General features: G+C 36.8%; 14 protein-coding genes. 6 read left to right on the forward strand and 8 right to left on the reverse strand.

The window, feature by feature from the left end; all coding sequences use genetic code 11:
* Positions 1–149 precede the first annotated feature (149 nt).
* From CWD91_RS20625 to CWD91_RS22735, 5 genes are all read right to left on the reverse strand, one after another.
* Positions 150–1,433 carry a nucleotide sugar dehydrogenase gene (locus CWD91_RS20625; RefSeq protein WP_103442876.1) on the reverse strand — a complete coding sequence of 428 codons (1,284 nt, stop codon included), beginning with the start codon at positions 1,431–1,433 and terminating at the stop codon, positions 150–152.
* Between the two features lie 24 nt (positions 1,434–1,457).
* Positions 1,458–2,786 carry a UDP-glucose dehydrogenase family protein gene (locus tag CWD91_RS20630; protein WP_103442877.1) on the reverse strand — a complete coding sequence of 443 codons (1,329 nt, stop codon included), beginning with the start codon at positions 2,784–2,786 and terminating at the stop codon, positions 1,458–1,460.
* Positions 2,787–2,797: 11 nt separating this feature from the next.
* Positions 2,798–3,796, reverse strand: a complete 999-nt coding sequence (locus tag CWD91_RS20635) for an SDR family oxidoreductase (RefSeq protein ID WP_103442878.1) — start codon at positions 3,794–3,796, stop codon at positions 2,798–2,800.
* 202 nt (positions 3,797–3,998) lie between these two features.
* A complete protein-coding gene (locus tag CWD91_RS20640; RefSeq protein ID WP_103442879.1) occupies positions 3,999–5,030 on the reverse strand; it encodes an NAD-dependent epimerase in 1,032 nt (343 codons plus the stop codon).
* Positions 5,031–5,262: 232 nt separating this feature from the next.
* Positions 5,263–5,481 carry a hypothetical protein gene (locus CWD91_RS22735; protein ID WP_157943858.1) on the reverse strand — a complete coding sequence of 73 codons (219 nt, stop codon included), beginning with the start codon at positions 5,479–5,481 and terminating at the stop codon, positions 5,263–5,265.
* A 471-nt stretch (positions 5,482–5,952) separates the two neighbouring features.
* Here CWD91_RS22735 and CWD91_RS20645 point away from each other — a divergent pair, with 471 nt between their 5' ends.
* From CWD91_RS20645 to CWD91_RS20655, 3 genes are read left to right on the forward strand one after another with little or no spacing between them, the layout of a single operon-like run.
* Positions 5,953–7,890, forward strand: a complete 1,938-nt coding sequence (locus tag CWD91_RS20645) for a polysaccharide biosynthesis protein (protein WP_103442880.1) — start codon at positions 5,953–5,955, stop codon at positions 7,888–7,890.
* A 48-nt stretch (positions 7,891–7,938) separates the two neighbouring features.
* Positions 7,939–8,697: a polysaccharide biosynthesis/export family protein gene (locus CWD91_RS20650; RefSeq protein ID WP_103442881.1), complete on the forward strand. Its 759-nt coding sequence runs from the start codon at positions 7,939–7,941 to the stop codon at positions 8,695–8,697.
* A 60-nt stretch (positions 8,698–8,757) separates the two neighbouring features.
* Entirely contained in the window at positions 8,758–11,100 is a 2,343-nt protein-coding gene (locus CWD91_RS20655) for a GumC family protein (protein ID WP_103442882.1), read from the forward strand.
* A 51-nt stretch (positions 11,101–11,151) separates the two neighbouring features.
* On the opposite strand, the gene CWD91_RS20660 is transcribed toward CWD91_RS20655, so the two are convergent.
* The gene (locus CWD91_RS20660; protein WP_103442883.1) at positions 11,152–11,892 is read right to left on the reverse strand and encodes a tyrosine-protein phosphatase; all 741 of its coding nucleotides are present in this window, start codon (positions 11,890–11,892) and stop codon (positions 11,152–11,154) included.
* A gap of 415 nt (positions 11,893–12,307) precedes the next feature.
* On the opposite strand from CWD91_RS20660, the gene CWD91_RS20665 reads away from it, so the two are divergent.
* Positions 12,308–13,618 (forward strand): phosphoribosylamine--glycine ligase, encoded by a 1,311-nt coding sequence (locus CWD91_RS20665; protein ID WP_239985887.1) that lies wholly within the window; start codon positions 12,308–12,310, stop codon positions 13,616–13,618.
* Between the two features lie 34 nt (positions 13,619–13,652).
* A complete protein-coding gene (locus CWD91_RS20670) occupies positions 13,653–14,105 on the forward strand; it encodes a GNAT family N-acetyltransferase (RefSeq protein WP_103442884.1) in 453 nt (150 codons plus the stop codon).
* Between the two features lie 264 nt (positions 14,106–14,369).
* Here CWD91_RS20670 and CWD91_RS20675 read toward each other — a convergent pair whose 3' ends face one another.
* Both CWD91_RS20675 and CWD91_RS20680 read right to left on the reverse strand, forming a co-directional pair.
* On the reverse strand, positions 14,370–15,638 hold the full coding sequence (locus CWD91_RS20675; protein ID WP_103442885.1) for an MFS transporter: 1,269 nt from the start codon (positions 15,636–15,638) through the stop codon (positions 14,370–14,372).
* 99 nt (positions 15,639–15,737) lie between these two features.
* Positions 15,738–16,316, reverse strand: coding sequence for a PhnA domain-containing protein (locus CWD91_RS20680; RefSeq protein ID WP_103442886.1), 579 nt, complete (start codon positions 16,314–16,316; stop codon positions 15,738–15,740).
* A gap of 201 nt (positions 16,317–16,517) precedes the next feature.
* Between CWD91_RS20680 and CWD91_RS20685 the strand changes: the two genes are divergently transcribed.
* Entirely contained in the window at positions 16,518–16,916 is a 399-nt protein-coding gene (locus CWD91_RS20685; RefSeq protein ID WP_103442887.1) for a pyruvate kinase, read from the forward strand.
* The last annotated feature ends 332 nt before the right edge of the window (positions 16,917–17,248 follow it).

Consider the following 17,248-nt stretch of genomic DNA (forward strand, 5'->3'; position numbering starts at 1 on the left):
AATTTGGCTATTGCTATGATAGTCGTAAAATGTGAAGGGAAATTAGATCATTTTGAAACATAAAAAAATGGTCGGAATTTCTTCCGACCATGACTGGGGCATTCCCCCGCTATTTTCTATTTACACACTTTATAAGATAGTCCTATTAACTACAATCTGCCATTTGCAATATCCTTTAATATTCCTTTAACATCATAGAGCACAGCTTGTGGTTTCAACATGCCTTTTAAATCTAGGTTTAAAAACTCCTTATGTGCTACGGTCAAGACAATGGCATCGAATCTTTCATTAGGAGGGGTTTTTGTCGTATCCAAGCCATATTCATGTTCCACTTCTTCGGGGGATGCCCATGGGTCATAGGTCGTAATATTTGCTCCATAACTCTTTAAATTGTTGATGACATCTACTGCCTTTGTATTCCTAACATCCGGGCAATTTTCCTTAAAAGTGATGCCCAAGGTTAGAATGTTAGATCCTTTAACTTTAATATCATTTTGCACCATTAGCTTTACCACTTCCGATGCCACATACTTGCCCATACCGTCGTTCATGCGGCGACCTGCCAAAATTATTTCTGGATGGTAACCATATTCTTGGGCTTTTTGGGCAAGATAATAGGGGTCAACACCAATACAATGTCCGCCGACCAATCCTGGTTTAAAGGGAAGAAAATTCCATTTGGTCCCTGCTGCCTCGAGTACCTCATGGGTATCTATTCCCATCAGATTAAAGATCTTGGCCAATTCGTTTACAAAGGCAATATTGATATCGCGCTGCGAATTTTCTATCACTTTGGCTGCTTCTGCTACCTTGATACTTGGAGCCAGATGCGTGCCTGCTGTAATTACAGAGGCATATAGATCGTTAACCAGCCTTCCGGTTTCCGGTGTTGATCCTGAAGTTACCTTCAATATTTTTTCCACCGTATGTTCCTTGTCTCCTGGATTGATTCTTTCTGGGGAATACCCTGCAAAAAAATCTTTATTAAAAGTCAATCCGCTGATTCTCTCAAGGACAGGAATACATTCATCTTCGGTAACCCCTGGGTATACGGTAGATTCATAGACTACAACATCTCCTTTTTTAAGTACTCGGCCTACAGTTTCACTGGCCTTGTACAATGGCGTTAAAATTGGTCTATTGGTTCTGTCTACTGGTGTTGGAACGGTAACGATATAATAATTGCAATCAGCAATATCCTCCAATTTGTTAGAACAATACAATCCAGTGTTCTCTATCTTGGGGGTATCACTTAAAACAGCCTGTAAAATATCGACTTCTACCTCCAAAGTACTGTCCATCCCAGATTTCAATTCCTTAATTCGGGCTTCGTTAATATCGAAACCTATGGTGGGGTATTTAGTGGCGAACAAGCGCGCCAAGGGCAGTCCTACATATCCTAATCCTATTATCGCTATTTTTATATTACTCATTTTATTTACTTATTAAATGTTTAATTATTTCTTCCCTATTTGGAAATATTCAAATCCTCTTTCTTCCATCAATATGTGATTGTATTGGTTGCGCCCGTCAAAAATGATGGGGGTTTTCAGTTGCACCTTCAATTCCTCAAAATCCGGGGATCTGAACTCCTTCCATTCTGTCAATAGGATCATGGCATCGGCATTTGAAAGGGTTTCGTATTTTGAATTGCAATATTCGACCTCTATAACGTTTTTTAAATAAAAATGTTGCGCCTCTTCCATGGCTTTGGGGTCATAAGCCTGTATTTTGGCACCTCGATTTATTAATTCCTTAATGATATAAATGGCAGGTGCTTCACGCATATCATCGGTTTCAGGCTTAAAGGCCAGTCCCCATACAGCAAAGATTTTTCCATGTAAATCTTCGCCAAATCTTTTTATCACCTTATTGGCTATGACCAATTTTTGACTGTCGTTCACATCTTCCACCGAGGCAATGAGCCGGGGGGTATAACCATGCTCCTCTGCAGTCTTCTTTAAGGCCTTTACGTCCTTAGGGAAACAGGAGCCGCCATACCCACTTCCTGGGTAAATAAAGCTGTAGCCGATCCGGCTGTCCGAACCGATCCCGATACGTACTTTATTGACATCGGCGCCTACAAGTTCACATATATTGGCAATTTCGTTCATAAACGAAATTTTGGTGGCCAACATGGCATTGGCCACATATTTTGTCATTTCCGCTGAGCGTACGTCCATGAGTATTAGTCGGTCAACGCTACTTCTGAAAAAAGGACTATAGAGTGTCCTCATTTTTTTTGCGGCCTCATCATTATCGGCTCCAATGACCACCCGATCTGGTTTCATAAAGTCGTTTATGGCATCCCCTTCCTTTAAAAACTCGGGATTGGAAACTACATGAAATTCTATTGAAACCTTGCGTTTATTCAATTCCTCTTGTATAGTTGCCTTTACCTTGTCCGCTGTGCCTACGGGAACAGTAGATTTATCTACCACAATCAAACTATGGGTCATATGCTGCCCAATTTCCCTAGCTACTTGCAACACATATTTCAAGTCGGCCGAACCATCGTTTCCCATGGGCGTTCCCACTGCAATAAAAGCAATATCACATTTTTCCAGATGTAAACTTAGGTCAGTACTAAAACGTATGCTGTTGTTTTTGATGTTCCGTGAGACCATGGCTTCCAAGCCAGGTTCGTAAATTGGGATTATCCCTTGTTTAAGGTTTTCAATTTTTTTAGTATCTACATCTATGCAAGTAACAGTATTTCCCATTTCTGCAAAACACGTTCCGCTGACCAAACCTACATAACCCGTTCCGATTACAGTTAAATTCATTCTTTAATAGTTTATTTTAAATTGGACCAATACCATTGTACGGCTTCCTTTATTCCCAAATCTATATTAAATTGTGGATTATATCCCAGCAAGTTTTTTGCTTTGTCTATTGAAGCCAAGGAATGGGGGACATCGCCTTGGCGGTTGGGGCCATAAATCGCTTCCACATGGGCGATTTTAGGGTCGAACTCCGCCAAGTACTTCTTTAACAGGGAGACCAGTTCCTTTAAATTGGTGCGTTCCCCATAAGCAACGTTATAAACTGTATTAACTGCTTTTTCATTATTGCTGATAATGGCGCGCAGGTTCATTTGAATTACATTGTCTATGTAGGTGAAGTCCCTTGAGTAGCTTCCGTCGCCGTTAATGACAGGGGATTCGTATTTCATCAATTGCATGACAAACTTAGGGATTACTGCTGCATAAGCCCCATTGGGATCCTGCTTTCTTCCAAAAACATTAAAATAACGTAATCCTATCGTCTCCAGGCCATAGGTTTTGCTGAAAATTTCGGCGTAAAGTTCGTTTACGTATTTGGTAATGGCATAAGGAGAGAGGGGTTTACCTATTACTTCCTCGACTTTTGGGAGCCCGACCGAATCCCCATAGGTCGAGGAACTTGCTGCATACACAAAGCGTTTTACCTTAGCATCCCTAGCCGCAACCAACATATTTAAAAACCCGGAAACATTGACATCATTGCTTGTTATTGGATCGTTTATCGATCTAGGAACAGACCCCAATGCGGCTTGGTGCAATATATAATCCACACCTTCACAGGCTCTTTGGCAATCGTCTAAATTTCGGATATCGCCCTCGATCAAAGTGAATTTGGGATTGGAGAGCAAATGGGCAATGTTTTCCCGTTTTCCTGTGGCAAAATTATCCAAACAGGTTAGGGTGTTACCGTTTTTTAATATTGTTTCACAAAGATTGGAACCTATGAAACCAGCTCCTCCCGTTACTAAAATATGGTAATTGGAGTTTAATTGAGATAATGTCGTGTACATGTTTTTTTAATTATAAATTCTTGGGCCGGACAAAGGTGTATAAAAGAATTATAAATCAGTATTATTATTATTTAAAGTAGCAATAAACTCGATGAAATGAAATAAGTATGTCAATAGTATGTAATAAAACTATGGAGTTCCTCGAATATTATGAGAGCTATAAGGAAATAAAATATTATATTGTAAAATTAAAAGGACTACACTAATTGATCATGTAATATTTTTTATACCAGGAAATAAAAGCGGCCACCCCTTCCTTAATAGTCGTATTAGGACAGTATCCATAATCCTTCATTAAATCATCCACATTGGCCCATGTTGTTGCAACGTCACCGGGCTGCATTGGAAGCATATTTTTTTTTGCTTTAATTTTTAGATTGTTTTCTATAGCTTCTATGAAATCCAACAATTTCACCGCGTTGTTATTTCCTATATTATATATTTTATAGCGACCGGTTGCTTCAATTCGGGTAGGAGTGTCTTTTTCCAATATTCTGACAACACCTTCCACAATATCATCGATATAGGTGAAATCACGTTCCATTTGGCCGTTGTTGAATACTTTTATAGGGCTGCCCTTTATAATGGCATCCGTGAACAGGAACATGGCCATATCCGGTCTGCCCCAAGGACCGTAGACCGTAAAGAAACGTAAACCGGTTGTAAGAAAGCCATATAAATGACTATAGGTGTGGGCCATAAGTTCATTGCTTTTTTTGGTCGCAGCATATAGGCTTATAGGATGATCAACATTATCAGTAGTTTCAAATGGGGTTTTCTTGTTCAAGCCATATACACTGGAACTACTGGCGTAGACCAAATGCTTTATTTTATTGTTTCTACAACATTCCAAAATATTTAGAAACCCAACAATATTACAGTCAATATAGGTTTCCGGGTTCTCTAAACTATAGCGAACCCCTGCTTGAGCGGCCAAATTACACACCACATCAAATTGCTGTTTATTGAACAAAGCGGGAAGTGCATTTCGGTCTTCAAGATTTAGACGGATAAATTTAAATGAGTTATTAGGTTGTTTGCTTGTGCATATCTTATTAAAGCATTCGGCCTCCTCTTTAGAGATGCCCAATTCCTGCAGACGGGAATACTTAAGATTTACATCATAATAATCGTTTATATTGTCCAATCCAATAACCTCATGTCCTTTTTCAGTTAATTTTTTGGATACAAAGAAACCAATAAAGCCAGCTGCTCCAGTAATTAATATTTTCATATTTATATTCTTTTATGCTGTTGAAAGAAATATGCCAATAATGAAATATGTTCTGACCATGTCAATTTGTTAGTTGTAATTAATTTCATAAAAAGGATTTAGTCTAGGCAATTACCAACACCATTATTTTGTTATTCTAATTTTTTTAGGAGGTGTAAATATAATATTTATGTATAAATACCAAGGAAATTACTTGCCTAATAAAGGATTGTAATTTTGTCTATGGAGCTATTTAATCTAAAGTTACACTGACCCTAGTGTCGGGCCTCCTCATTGGCAGACTGAATTCATTTTTTTCATTTCGTTTATTATAGGCCAGAACTACACATTTAGGCAGTTCTGGATGAGGTAAAGTATAATCCAGCATTTGCGTGGCTATTTTTGGACTTGAGCCCATAATAAAATTAGCCAAACATAATCTATAGCTTCCGTAGAGAAAGGTAGGTTTCATGAAATATATAATTAAGTGTAGTCTTATGAATTTAGGCAATGTTGAAGTGAAAGGTTTCTAGAGCAGAATCAAGGTATTTATCCATCGGAAGGATTATTACCAACTAAATTCTTTCCAAGGCGGGATATGCAAAATGTACGATAAACAGTTGTGACTTAATGATAGACAATTTAATGTTTTGGCGATTAAATGGAATTCACCCGATTTTTTGAGAGTTTACCGAAATATACTTACTTCCGGTCCTCTTATAAAAAATTACATTTAATTTTATACCCTTGAAGAGAATTGCGATTGATTTTATGGTAATTCTACTTCACGATTAAATTGGGCCTATTTGCTCGTATTTATGGTAAATATATGCTGAACCAATATGGAATTTCCGTATCTTAGGGTGTTAACGCTAATTGGGTATTGTTGGATTGACATATTTTTAATGGTGACTTTTAAATAACACTAAATTTAGGTAACGTAATGATACAAAATTACTTGAGTAGCCGAGCGCAAAAATATACTTCAAAATGGATAGTATTGGCAATAGATTTAATTCTGATGGCTATTACTTTCATATTTTCCTATCTTATACGGTTTAATTTAACGCTTAATTTTGACAGTGGTAAGTTATTACTGCAGTTGCCTGTAATAATGGTGGTTGGCTTATTGTCTTTTTTGATTACAGGCTCTTACAAAGGGGTAATTAGGCATACTGGTGTAAGGGATATATATAACATCTTTAATGCCATTTGTCTGTCCAGTATCATCACTATTTTTATGGTTATTTTGAATAGGGAAATGAATTATATGGAGGATTTTACTGTGCCTTTGTCCATTATAATAATTCATAGCTTATTGGCTTTCATGGCTCTAAGTGCATCACGTTATATTTTTAAAACTGCCTATTACAATCTGGTAAAACAATTTAAGATTACCAAGAATGTAATTATATATGGTGCGGGAGAATCAGGAATATTAACCCAAAATGCCTTAACTAGCCACAGCGGTAGTGTTTCCAAAGTGGTGGGCTATATAGATAGGGATAATGAAAAGGTAGGAAAGAATATTAATGGGGTGAGGGTGTATAGCCCAGAAGTGCTTACAGAGTTTTTTATAAAAGCCCACGATATTTCCGAGATTATTTTTTCTATTCAGAATATAGATCGCAATCAGCTTAGAGAGCTGGTTGAGGAGTTGGTGGATTTTCCAGTACAGGTTAAAATTGTACCTCCAATAGAGGATTGGATCAATGGGGAACTTAAAATATCCCAGATTAAACAGGTGCAGATTGAAGATTTATTGGATAGGGCTCCTATTAATATCAAGAATGGTAGAATATCCGGCGAGTTAAGAAATAAAAGCATTATTGTAACTGGAGGAGCCGGTTCTATAGGGAGTGAACTAGTAAGGCAAATTGCAAATTGTGAATACAAATCTTTAATTGTAATTGATCAGGCCGAATCTGCCCTCTACGATCTTCAACAAGAGTTAAAACAAAATGGATTTCACAATTTTATCCCCATTGTAGGGGATATTAGGGATAAAAATAGAATGTCTACAATCTTCCAAGAATATAGGCCAAATATGGTTTTCCATGCTGCAGCCTATAAACATGTGCCCCTAATGGAGTACAATTCCTATGAGGCCATTAAGATCAATGTGGCAGGAACAAAAGTTATAGTGGACCTTTCATTGGATAATAACGTAGACAAGTTTATTTTTGTTTCTACTGATAAGGCGGTTAACCCCACCAATGTGATGGGGGCTACTAAAAGGATAGCGGAAATGTATATTAGCTGTGCTGAGCAATATAAGAAGACAAAATTTATTACAACCCGTTTTGGAAATGTATTGGGGTCCAATGGTTCTGTAATACCACTCTTTAAAAAGCAAATAGAAAAGGGCGGGCCACTTACTGTGACACATAAGGATATTACCCGTTATTTCATGACCATTCCTGAAGCTGCACAATTGGTATTGGAAGCTGGAGGCATGGGTCAAGGAGGGGAAATTTTCATATTTGATATGGGTGAATCCGTAAAAATATATGATCTAGCAAAAAACATGATTAAATTATCCGGGTTGCGATACCCTGAGGATATTGATATAAAGATTACTGGACTTAGACCTGGTGAAAAATTATATGAAGAGTTACTGGCCAATGGGGAGGATACCATGCCTACCTACCACAAGAAAATTATGATAGGGAAGTCTAGGGAATTGTTTTATGAAGAGACAAAATCAAAAATTAATGAATTGTGTGTTTCCAATATGTTCTTCAATGAAAACACGGTAAAATTGATGAAGGAAATTGTACCAGAATATGTTTCCAATAATTCCGATTTATGTAAATTGGATAAAAAGGAAACAAAAGTTGATTCCGATGGTATAAAGTCCGCGAAAATTTTACAATCCTAATTATTTACTATACTTGTACTATAAAAATTATATTTAAACACTATTACTATGAGTCAAAAAATCATTGTCTTTATCTTATTTGTTTTTCTTTTAAGTTCTTGTGCCTCCAGAAAGAATGTGGTATATTTTCAGGACACAGGGAATTTTGAGACCGTTGTAAATAAGAATCGTTCGGTTTCCAAATTTAAAGTAGATGATTTGGTTTCCATACATGTTTCTTCATTAAATCCGGAAGCAAGCGTTCCGTTTAATCTCTTTAGGGGGGCGGCTGAAGGAGGTTTCCAGGCTCAACAGGTAGATTATTTGGTAGATGAATCAGGAGAAATCGATTTTCCAGTTATTGGCAAGTTGAAAATTGAAGGACTTTCTCCTGAGGAGTTGAGACTGCTTTTAAGAAATCGCCTTGCCGAGTATTTGAAAGATCCCATTATAAATATACGTTTGAGCAATTTTACAGTTACTGTTTTGGGGGAAGTAACAAGACCGGGTACTTACCCAGTGAACGGGGAACAAATCAGCATATTGGAAGCACTTGGACTTGCCGGTGATTTAACCATTCGAGGAGTTCGGGATAATGTATTGGTGATTCGCGATTTTAACGGTACCAAGGTTTATACCCGGATTGACCTAACGACTAAAAAAATGGTAGAATCCCCGGTGTATTACCTTACACAAAACGATGTAGTATATGTGGAACCGAATAAATCCGGTATTACAGCTTCAAGTTTAGATCAAAGGGCAAGTATTGCCATATCTATTGCGTCGACTTTAATTACATCCATAGTAATTCTTATCACAAGAAATTAGAGAGCAATTCTTTTCTTAACTAATGAATGCTAAATCAACAATTAATATTTTATAAAAAAAATGAATTATAGAGATTGGCTTAAGCCATATTTAAAGAATTGGAAATGGTTTGTAATTTCGGCTATAATTTCAATATTACTGGGGATGTTAAAAATTCGGTATACATCACCAGAATATTCGATACAGGCTAAATTACAAATTTTGGAAGACCAGAATACTACCTCGGAGCTTAATGTATTTAGAGATTTGAATGTTTTAGGAGGTGGTGGAAATAATGTTGATGATGAAATTGAAGTTTTAAATTCTAGATCTAATTTAATCCAATTGGTTAAACAGCTTGGTTTGAATAAGAAGATAATTGCATTGGGAAATATCCAACATTCGGATTTATATAAGAGCGCGCCTTTTAATGTAAGTTTTATAGCACCGGATTCAATTGTCCATAGATCTGATGAAGATTTTTTTATTACCATAAAATCTAAGACTTCCTTTGAATTTGTGGAGGAAGAAGATCAACCCGCAATTGTACATCTCTTTGGAAAAACAATTAATACTTCAGTTGGGGAGATAGTTGTAACGCCAAATGTCTTGGATTTAAACAAATATTTGGACAGAAAGTATATGGTGGTCGTAAATCCATTGGCTGCGGTAGCGGAATTTTATCAAAACAAAATACAGGTGGCGGTGGCCAGTGATCTTTCCAATATTATATCAATTTTTATAAATGATGGAGTAATAGAAAGAGGGAAAGATGTTATAAATACTTTGATCCATAATTATAACCAAAATGCCCTAGATGATAAAAAAGCCATTGCCGATAAGACATCGAATTTTATAGATGATAGAATTGCCAATATATACGGGGATTTATCTACAGTGGATGAAAGTGCTGAGGATTTTAAATCGAATCGGGGCTTAACAGATATCGGGGCGCAGACTAATCTTAATCTCAATATAGGTGCTGCCAATCAACAGGAATTGCAGAATGCCTCGGTGCAATTGGATATCGCTTCCTCAATGAAGGATATTGTGGAAAACCAGGAAGGATATGAATTGTTACCTTCCAATGTTGGTCTTTCGGACGCATCAATTGCTTCTACCACAGCAAGATACAACGATTTGGCATTGGAGCGTAAACGATTATTGGAAAGTTCCAATGAAAGGAACCCTATAATAATTAATTTGGACCAACAATTGGCGGGACTTAAGCGCAGTATGCAATCCAGTTTAAATAGTGTCACCAACAATTTGGCGCTGCAAGTAAACAGTTTAAGTAGTCAGTTGTCCAAAATTAATTCAAGAATCTATTCGGCTCCTAAAAATGAAAGGGCATTGAGGGATATTACCAGACAGCAACAGACAACAGAATCTTTGTATTTGTACCTTTTGCAAAAACGTGAGGAATCACAAATTACCTTCGCTTCTACTGAGCCTAAATCTAAGGTCATAGATGCCGCTTTTTTGGTAAATAATGAACCTATCTCCCCTAAGAAAAATATTATTTTATTGGCATCCTTAATTTTGGGTTTGTTGGTTCCTTTTTCAGTCATTTATGCTAATGAATTATTGGATAATAAAATTCATAATAAGATTGGTTTAGAAAAATTGGTACAAGATGTCCCAGTATTAGCAGAATTACCTAAGCTTTCAAAGAAAGATAATAAGTTGATTTTAAAGGATGATCGGTCCGTTATGGCGGAGTCGCTCCGCATATTGCGTACTAATTTGGATTTTTTAATTAAGGCCAAAACTGGCGTTGGCAAAAAAAATGTAATCTTTATAACTTCTAGCGTATCCGGCGAAGGAAAGACTTTTTTATCCTCAAACCTAGCCATGATCTTGGCCAATACCAACAAAAAGGTATTATTGATTGGAGCGGATATTAGAAATCCTAAATTATATAGCTTTTTTAATAATAAAGATGTCGATGAACTAGGTAAGCCTAAGTTGAAGAAAGATATTGGTTTGACGGAATTTCTATACGATGCTACATTGGTGCCAAAGGATTTAGTTCATTCCATGTTGGTGTACAAAAACACCATTGATGTAGTTTATTCCGGTAAAATACCTCCCAATCCAGCAGAACTTTTGATGAGCAATCGCATGAAAGGGTTGTTTGAAGAGTTTTCGGAGACTTATGATTATGTTATTGTCGATACAGCTCCGTTAATGGTAGTTACTGATACATTGTTGATTAGTCAATATGCTGATCATATTCTGTATGTTACAAGGGCTGGCTCAACAGAAAAGGCAGTATTGGAGTACCCATTAAAGTTAAGGGAAGAAGGAAAGTTGGATGGACTCTCTTTTGTAGTAAACGATGTTAAGGACAGCAATTTGGGATATGGAGGTAAATATGGGTATGGTTATGGCAAGTCTATAAAAAAATGGTGGAAATTTTAGTTTAGTGATGGACTAAGTTGTTTACCGAATTTGGAGTGTCACAGCACTAATTCAATAGAAGTCGTATATCGTTTTTTCAATAACGGGGAAAAGCAATTTCAAGAGGCCAGTGCCTATTTCCAAGTCTTTTATACTTTGTAACTGATGTTGGTTATGGACATCTGAGGCGACATAGTCTATTAAGCCACCTTGTAGAAGCTTATGTGCCTTCTTTTGAACATCCTTTCCATAGAATTGTCCAAGAGATAAGAGGTTTAATTGTAACAGAATTCCATTTTTTTTGTACTTCATAAACTTTGAAGAATTCAAATGTAGGAAAGCATATCTTTCCGGGTGGGCCAAAATTGGAAAATACCTGTGGGAAGCAATGTTCTGAATAGCATCGTCAAAATTAATGGGCGGCTGTAAGTAGGACATTTCTATTAATAAATATCTGTTTCTTAAAGGCATTACAGTATTATTTTCCAGGAGATAATCAAAATTGGAATCTATCATATGTTCAGCGGCCACATCCAATGCAATGTCCTTCATGCCTTCAGTTAATAGGCTGTCCTGCACTTTTCCATGTGCAGTGTGGATAGTATCATAATCATTGGGATAATAATTATGCATTATATGTGGGGTAGATATAAATTTCTTTACCCCAATTTCGGAGAATCCTTTTATTAAGTCTATGGATTCATCTACGGTTTTTGCGCCATCATCAATGCCAGGAAGAATGTGGTTGTGGATATCCACAAAATCTCCCAGATAGTCTATTAAAAATTTTTTCTTGCTAAAGAAATAAAACATGTACTATTTATTTTAGTCCAAAAATAGTGTTTCTTTGGTTACTGATTTGCTGGTTTCCTCACTAAAGAATTTTCAAGTCATAGATTGATAATGGTCAATTAAAATTTTCATTTATACCAATTTTATTCTCGTCATCGAATTGGTTTCTTTTATATATTTGTTATACAATTATATGCTATGTGCACAGGCTTATCATATTGAAACTTACTCTTGAATTCGGGCATTGCATTGGTATGCATACTTTTTCCTCTGATGGGATACCGAAGAATATAAACGAATATTTATCGAAATTGTTTTATGTAAAAGGAGATTTGATTGTCTTTCGGATTACTTGTTTTATAGCATAATATGGGCATTGAAACGCCTATTTTTCAATTTGCTTCGATAATACCAATAAATAAAATAACTTTTTAAATTGAAAAAAGAGAAAATAAAAAATCAAATAGAGATTAGCAGAAATTTCTTGATTGTCTCCCGTTGGGGAGAAACCTTGGATATGGCTGTAGCCATACTTGGCGAAGGCCATGCGGTTAAAATGTACATTGAGGATAAACCCTCTAGGGAAATTGGGTATGGATTTGTTCAAAAGGTAAAAGATTGGAGAAGTCAAGTCGATTGGGCCGATGTTCTAATTTTTGACTACACTGGATACGGTAAAATATGTTCAGAATTAAGGGCGCAGGGTAAATTGGTAGTGGGAGGTACGGAATATTCCGATCTTTTGGAGTTGGACCGAAGTTTCGGTCAGGCAGAATTGAAAAAGCAGGGAATAAAAATATTACCCTCAAAGGAGTTTTTCAACTTTCAGGATGCGATAGATTATGTAAAGAGCCATCCAAATGCCTATGTAATAAAACCCTCTGGCGAAACCCAGGAATACAAGCAATTGCTTTTTGTGGGCAGCGATGATGAAGGGCTGGATGTAATTAGGGTTTTAAAGGCTTACGAAAAATCTTGGGGAAATGATTTTGGGAATTTTCAGTTGCAGCGTAAAGTAAAAGGTGTGGAGGTATCGGCTTCTGCCTATTTTAATGGTAAGGAGTTTATATATCCCATAAACATTACATTCGAACACAAAAAGCTATTTCCTAAGGAGTTGGGTGTATCTACAGGGGAAATGGGATCCAGTATGTTTTGGACCAAAGATTCCCCTATTTTCGAGGCTACTTTAAAAAAGTTTGAAAGCAATTTGGCCAAGGGAGGTTTTATAGGTCAACTGGATATTAACTGTATCGTAAATGGCAACGGTATTTATCCCCTTGAATTTACCTCCAGATTTGGTTATCCTCAGATATTTATTCAAAGGGCCGGAATTTTGGAACCCTTGGGAAACATGTTTTATAAATTGGCTTCAGGACAGCATTTTAAGATTAACGTAAGAAAAGGTTTTCAGGTCGGGGCCTATATGGTGGTTCCCCCTTTCCCCTTTGAGGATAAAAAAACCTTTGAACTATTCTCAAAAGATTCTGTTATAGTTTTCAAAAAAGATATGAAAGATGGAGTACATCCCATGCACCTTAAGAAAATTAATGACGAATGGCTAATTACTGGAAATACGGGTATTGCCCTATTGGTCACGGGAACCGGGATTACTATGAAAGATGCACAAAAAATGATGCAGAATAGGATCAGTAACATAATCATAAATAACGTTTATTACCGTACTGATATAGGCGATAGATGGTCTGATGATTTTGATCGCTTGTGGTCTTGGGGGCTCTTGTAAGACATGGCATATTGATTGAAGCAAATCATATTATATGGAATTGATAAACATAGGATCCTATGGTCATGATTTTTTTAAAATTCTGCCCAAAGATTGGCAGGATATAATTGTTCCCATATGGAAAGATTATAAAAAGAGTGCGCGTATCTATGTTTTTAAAAATGATGAGGAACTGGCGGCAGGAGGCATTGTATTTAACGGGGCTCCTCCAAATATGACGGATTTTGAAATTGTGGAGGGACAAAAGTATGTAGACTCCGGTTTTCATTACATTGGCTTTTTGTTCGTTGATCTCAAATATAGAAATCAGGCTTTAGGCTCTAAATGGCTCATGGCATTAAAAGAAGAATTTCCAAATCAATCCTATTGGCTCACTATTGAGGAGGAGGGATTAAAATCTTTCTACGAGAAAAATGGATTTAAATGTGTTTCAGAAAGTAAGGATTCCAACAATCGGGAATGGATATTCATTTTTCAACCTTTATAAAGTATAGTCAATAAATGCCTATTGCAAATAGGTTAAGTTTTGATAGGTTGGATTTCGATTTTAAGGTAGATATTGATATACTGTTATTTGGGAAGAAAACCGATTATTTCGACTCTGTATTTCAATCAGGCTTAAGAAAATTTAAATAAGATTTCCAGCGTTTTAGAATTGTGTATCATGGGGGTGCGACTTCTCGTCGTCCCAAAAAGGGACTCTTTCGAAGTGACGGAAAGCAGTTATTTCGGGACCTAACTATATTCCCTTTTAATCTATATTTTCGTGTTCTTCCATATCCTTCCTCAGATCCAGTTTTCTAAAGGTAGGGGAGATGGCACCCGTGAAAAACACTGTAATTAAGGTCATACATCCGCCGAAAACGACTGCTGTAACCGTTCCCATCAATTTAGCCGTTAGTCCACTCTCGAAGGCCCCCAACTCATTGGAGGACCCAACGAACATGGAATTCACCGATGCTACCCTACCACGCATATGGTCGGGCGTCCTTAATTGCAAGATGGTTTGTCGAATAATCATTGAAATTCCATCGGTCACTCCACTGAAAAAGAGTGCGATTACTGAAATCCAGAACCAAGTTGAAAGCCCAAAAACTATGATGCAAATTCCAAACCCAAAAATAGATCCCAGTAGTTTTAGGCCAGCACTTTTATTCAAAGGAAAATATGCGGAGGTAAACATAATAACCAATGCACCCACTGCCGGGGCGGCCCTTAAAATTCCAAATCCCTCCGGCCCCACTTTTAGTATGTCCTGGGCATAAATGGGTAAAAGTGCTACGGCACCCCCAAAGAGCACCGCAACCATATCCAAGGTAATGGCCCCCAAAATAATCTTTGTTCCAAATACAAATTTCACACCTTCCTTTAAACTTTTGAATATGGGTTCACCAATATTCGGGTTTAAAATCGGTTTCTTTTTAATTTTGGTTAAAATTAGAAGTGCCATTAAGGAAAAGGCGAAGATTAGGCACATAGACCAATGTACCCCTATCAAATTTATACTGAATCCAGCTAAAGCAGGCCCAAGAACAGCTGCCATTTGCCAAACCGAACTACTCCAGGTAGCGGCGTTGGGATATACTTTTTTGGGAACGATCAAAGCAAATAACGAAAATATAGTCGGCCCTAAAAAAGCCCTGACAATACCACCAAGAAATACCAAAAAATAGATGGAATACAAAACACTGTTCTTAGACCAATCACTTACGATTTGGGGCCAGGTAAGCAGAAACAATCCCAAACTTATTATGGAAAAGCCTAAAATACATTTAACAAGTAAACCTTTTTTTTCTTTTTGATCAACAATGTGACCAGCAAATAAAGCCAATGTTACTGCCGGAATTACCTCCATAAGCCCTATTAGACCTAGGGAAAGGGGGTTTTTGGTCAAAGAATAGACTTCCCATTCTATAATCACGAACTGCATGGACCATGCAAAGACCATGGCAAAACGGACCAGTAAAAAAACGTTAAACTCCTTATATCTAAGCGCAGCATATGGGTCTTTTTTTGCCATGTACTATTTGATATTAACCTTGGCCATAAAAAATATTCTGGAGGGTGACATTAATTGATATTATTACACTCTAAAACTTAGAATATACGTAAACAGGAACTACAATTTCTTGACAAATTTCGTCAGGATAACAATTTGTTGTCCGTCTATTTTACCTTCAATATATTCCGCGTTTTCATGATCTAAGGAAACTCGTCTTACAGCGGTACCTCTTTTGGCTACCATACTTGATCCCTTTACTGGAAGGTCTTTGATAAGGACAACGCTATCACCGGATTCAATGATTGCACCGTTGCTGTCCCGATGAATAATCTGATTCTCTGTAGGTGCACCTTCTCCAGTTGCCCTGGCCCATTCCAATATATCTTCCTCCAAATACATCATATCCAGTAAATCCTGTGGCCACCCTTCCTTTCTTAACCTGCTCAACATGCGCCAAGCGATTACCTTAATGGGGGCATGTTCGCTCCACATACTATCATTTAAGCATCGCCAGTGATTGGGGTCTGTGTTGTCCGGATTTTCTATTTGATCTTTACAGATTTCACAAACTAATAGATTGTCCTCCAAACCACCATTTCTTGAGGGTTGAACTTCCAACACGCTCAATTTTTCAGTACTTGCACATAACTCACATTGGTGGTTGCTTCTTTTACCCAATTCTCTCTCAATATTCATTATAATAAATTTTGTAGGGACAAAAATAAACGAATTGAATTAATGGTTACCATTGAAATGTTAAAAATGGGCTGGCGGATTTATGACCTATCTATTAAATATCCATTATTACCTGAGGTTGTACTTTGGTATTGTTTATAAGTTCTAGTTGATTGGGGTTATATTACCTTAATGGAGTTATATTTTTGTTTCCTTTTTTAGATGGAAGACTTAAAAGTAGGGGACAAATTATATAATGTAAGTCAAAACGGATTTGGCGATTTTTTTAGGTATTCTTTTTCGGAGGTGGTTCGGCTTACCAAAACTCTAGCTGTTTTGGATAATGGAGAGAGATTAAGAAACAAACCGGTAAGATCTCTTATCAATGGTGATATAGGTTTTGCCTTGGCCAGTAATAAATGGGTGTATTGGCATATGGTTTCCAGTGAAATAGAGCAACTGGCGCAAGAGGAGAAAGAAAAGATCGTTATAAATGATTGGTTTAAAGATCGTATTTTTAGTGGGCCAGAGAAAAGAATGATCTACAATTTGTTCAAGGAAAAGGGAATTCTGAAAGGGGCTGATATAAACTTGGAAAAAACTATAGAACTATTTAAATAGTGAATGGTTTTGTCCAATACTGCCGTTGCGTTTCGTAGTATTTATAAGACTTATTGGATTTAAAAGAATAAGTCGGTCCAGAATTTTCACAAATAAAACCGTACTTCCCAAAATTGGCTTTTTATAATCAGGCCTTATGGCTCAATTTTTTGGTATTTATTCCAAAATCAAGAAAGAATATCGTTTCGTATTTTTCCCCCAATCTTTTTCTAAGAAGGCAAAATGCTTTAGTAATTTGAGCTTCCTTAAATTAGGTTTGTCGAATTCAGAAATGACGAAACTATTATTCTTTGTGATAATTGATTTATTTTTTGCCACCTTTATCCAATGAC

The sequence above is a fragment of the Arenibacter hampyeongensis genome (assembly GCF_002909255.1).
Lineage (GTDB): Bacteria > Bacteroidota > Bacteroidia > Flavobacteriales > Flavobacteriaceae > Arenibacter > Arenibacter hampyeongensis.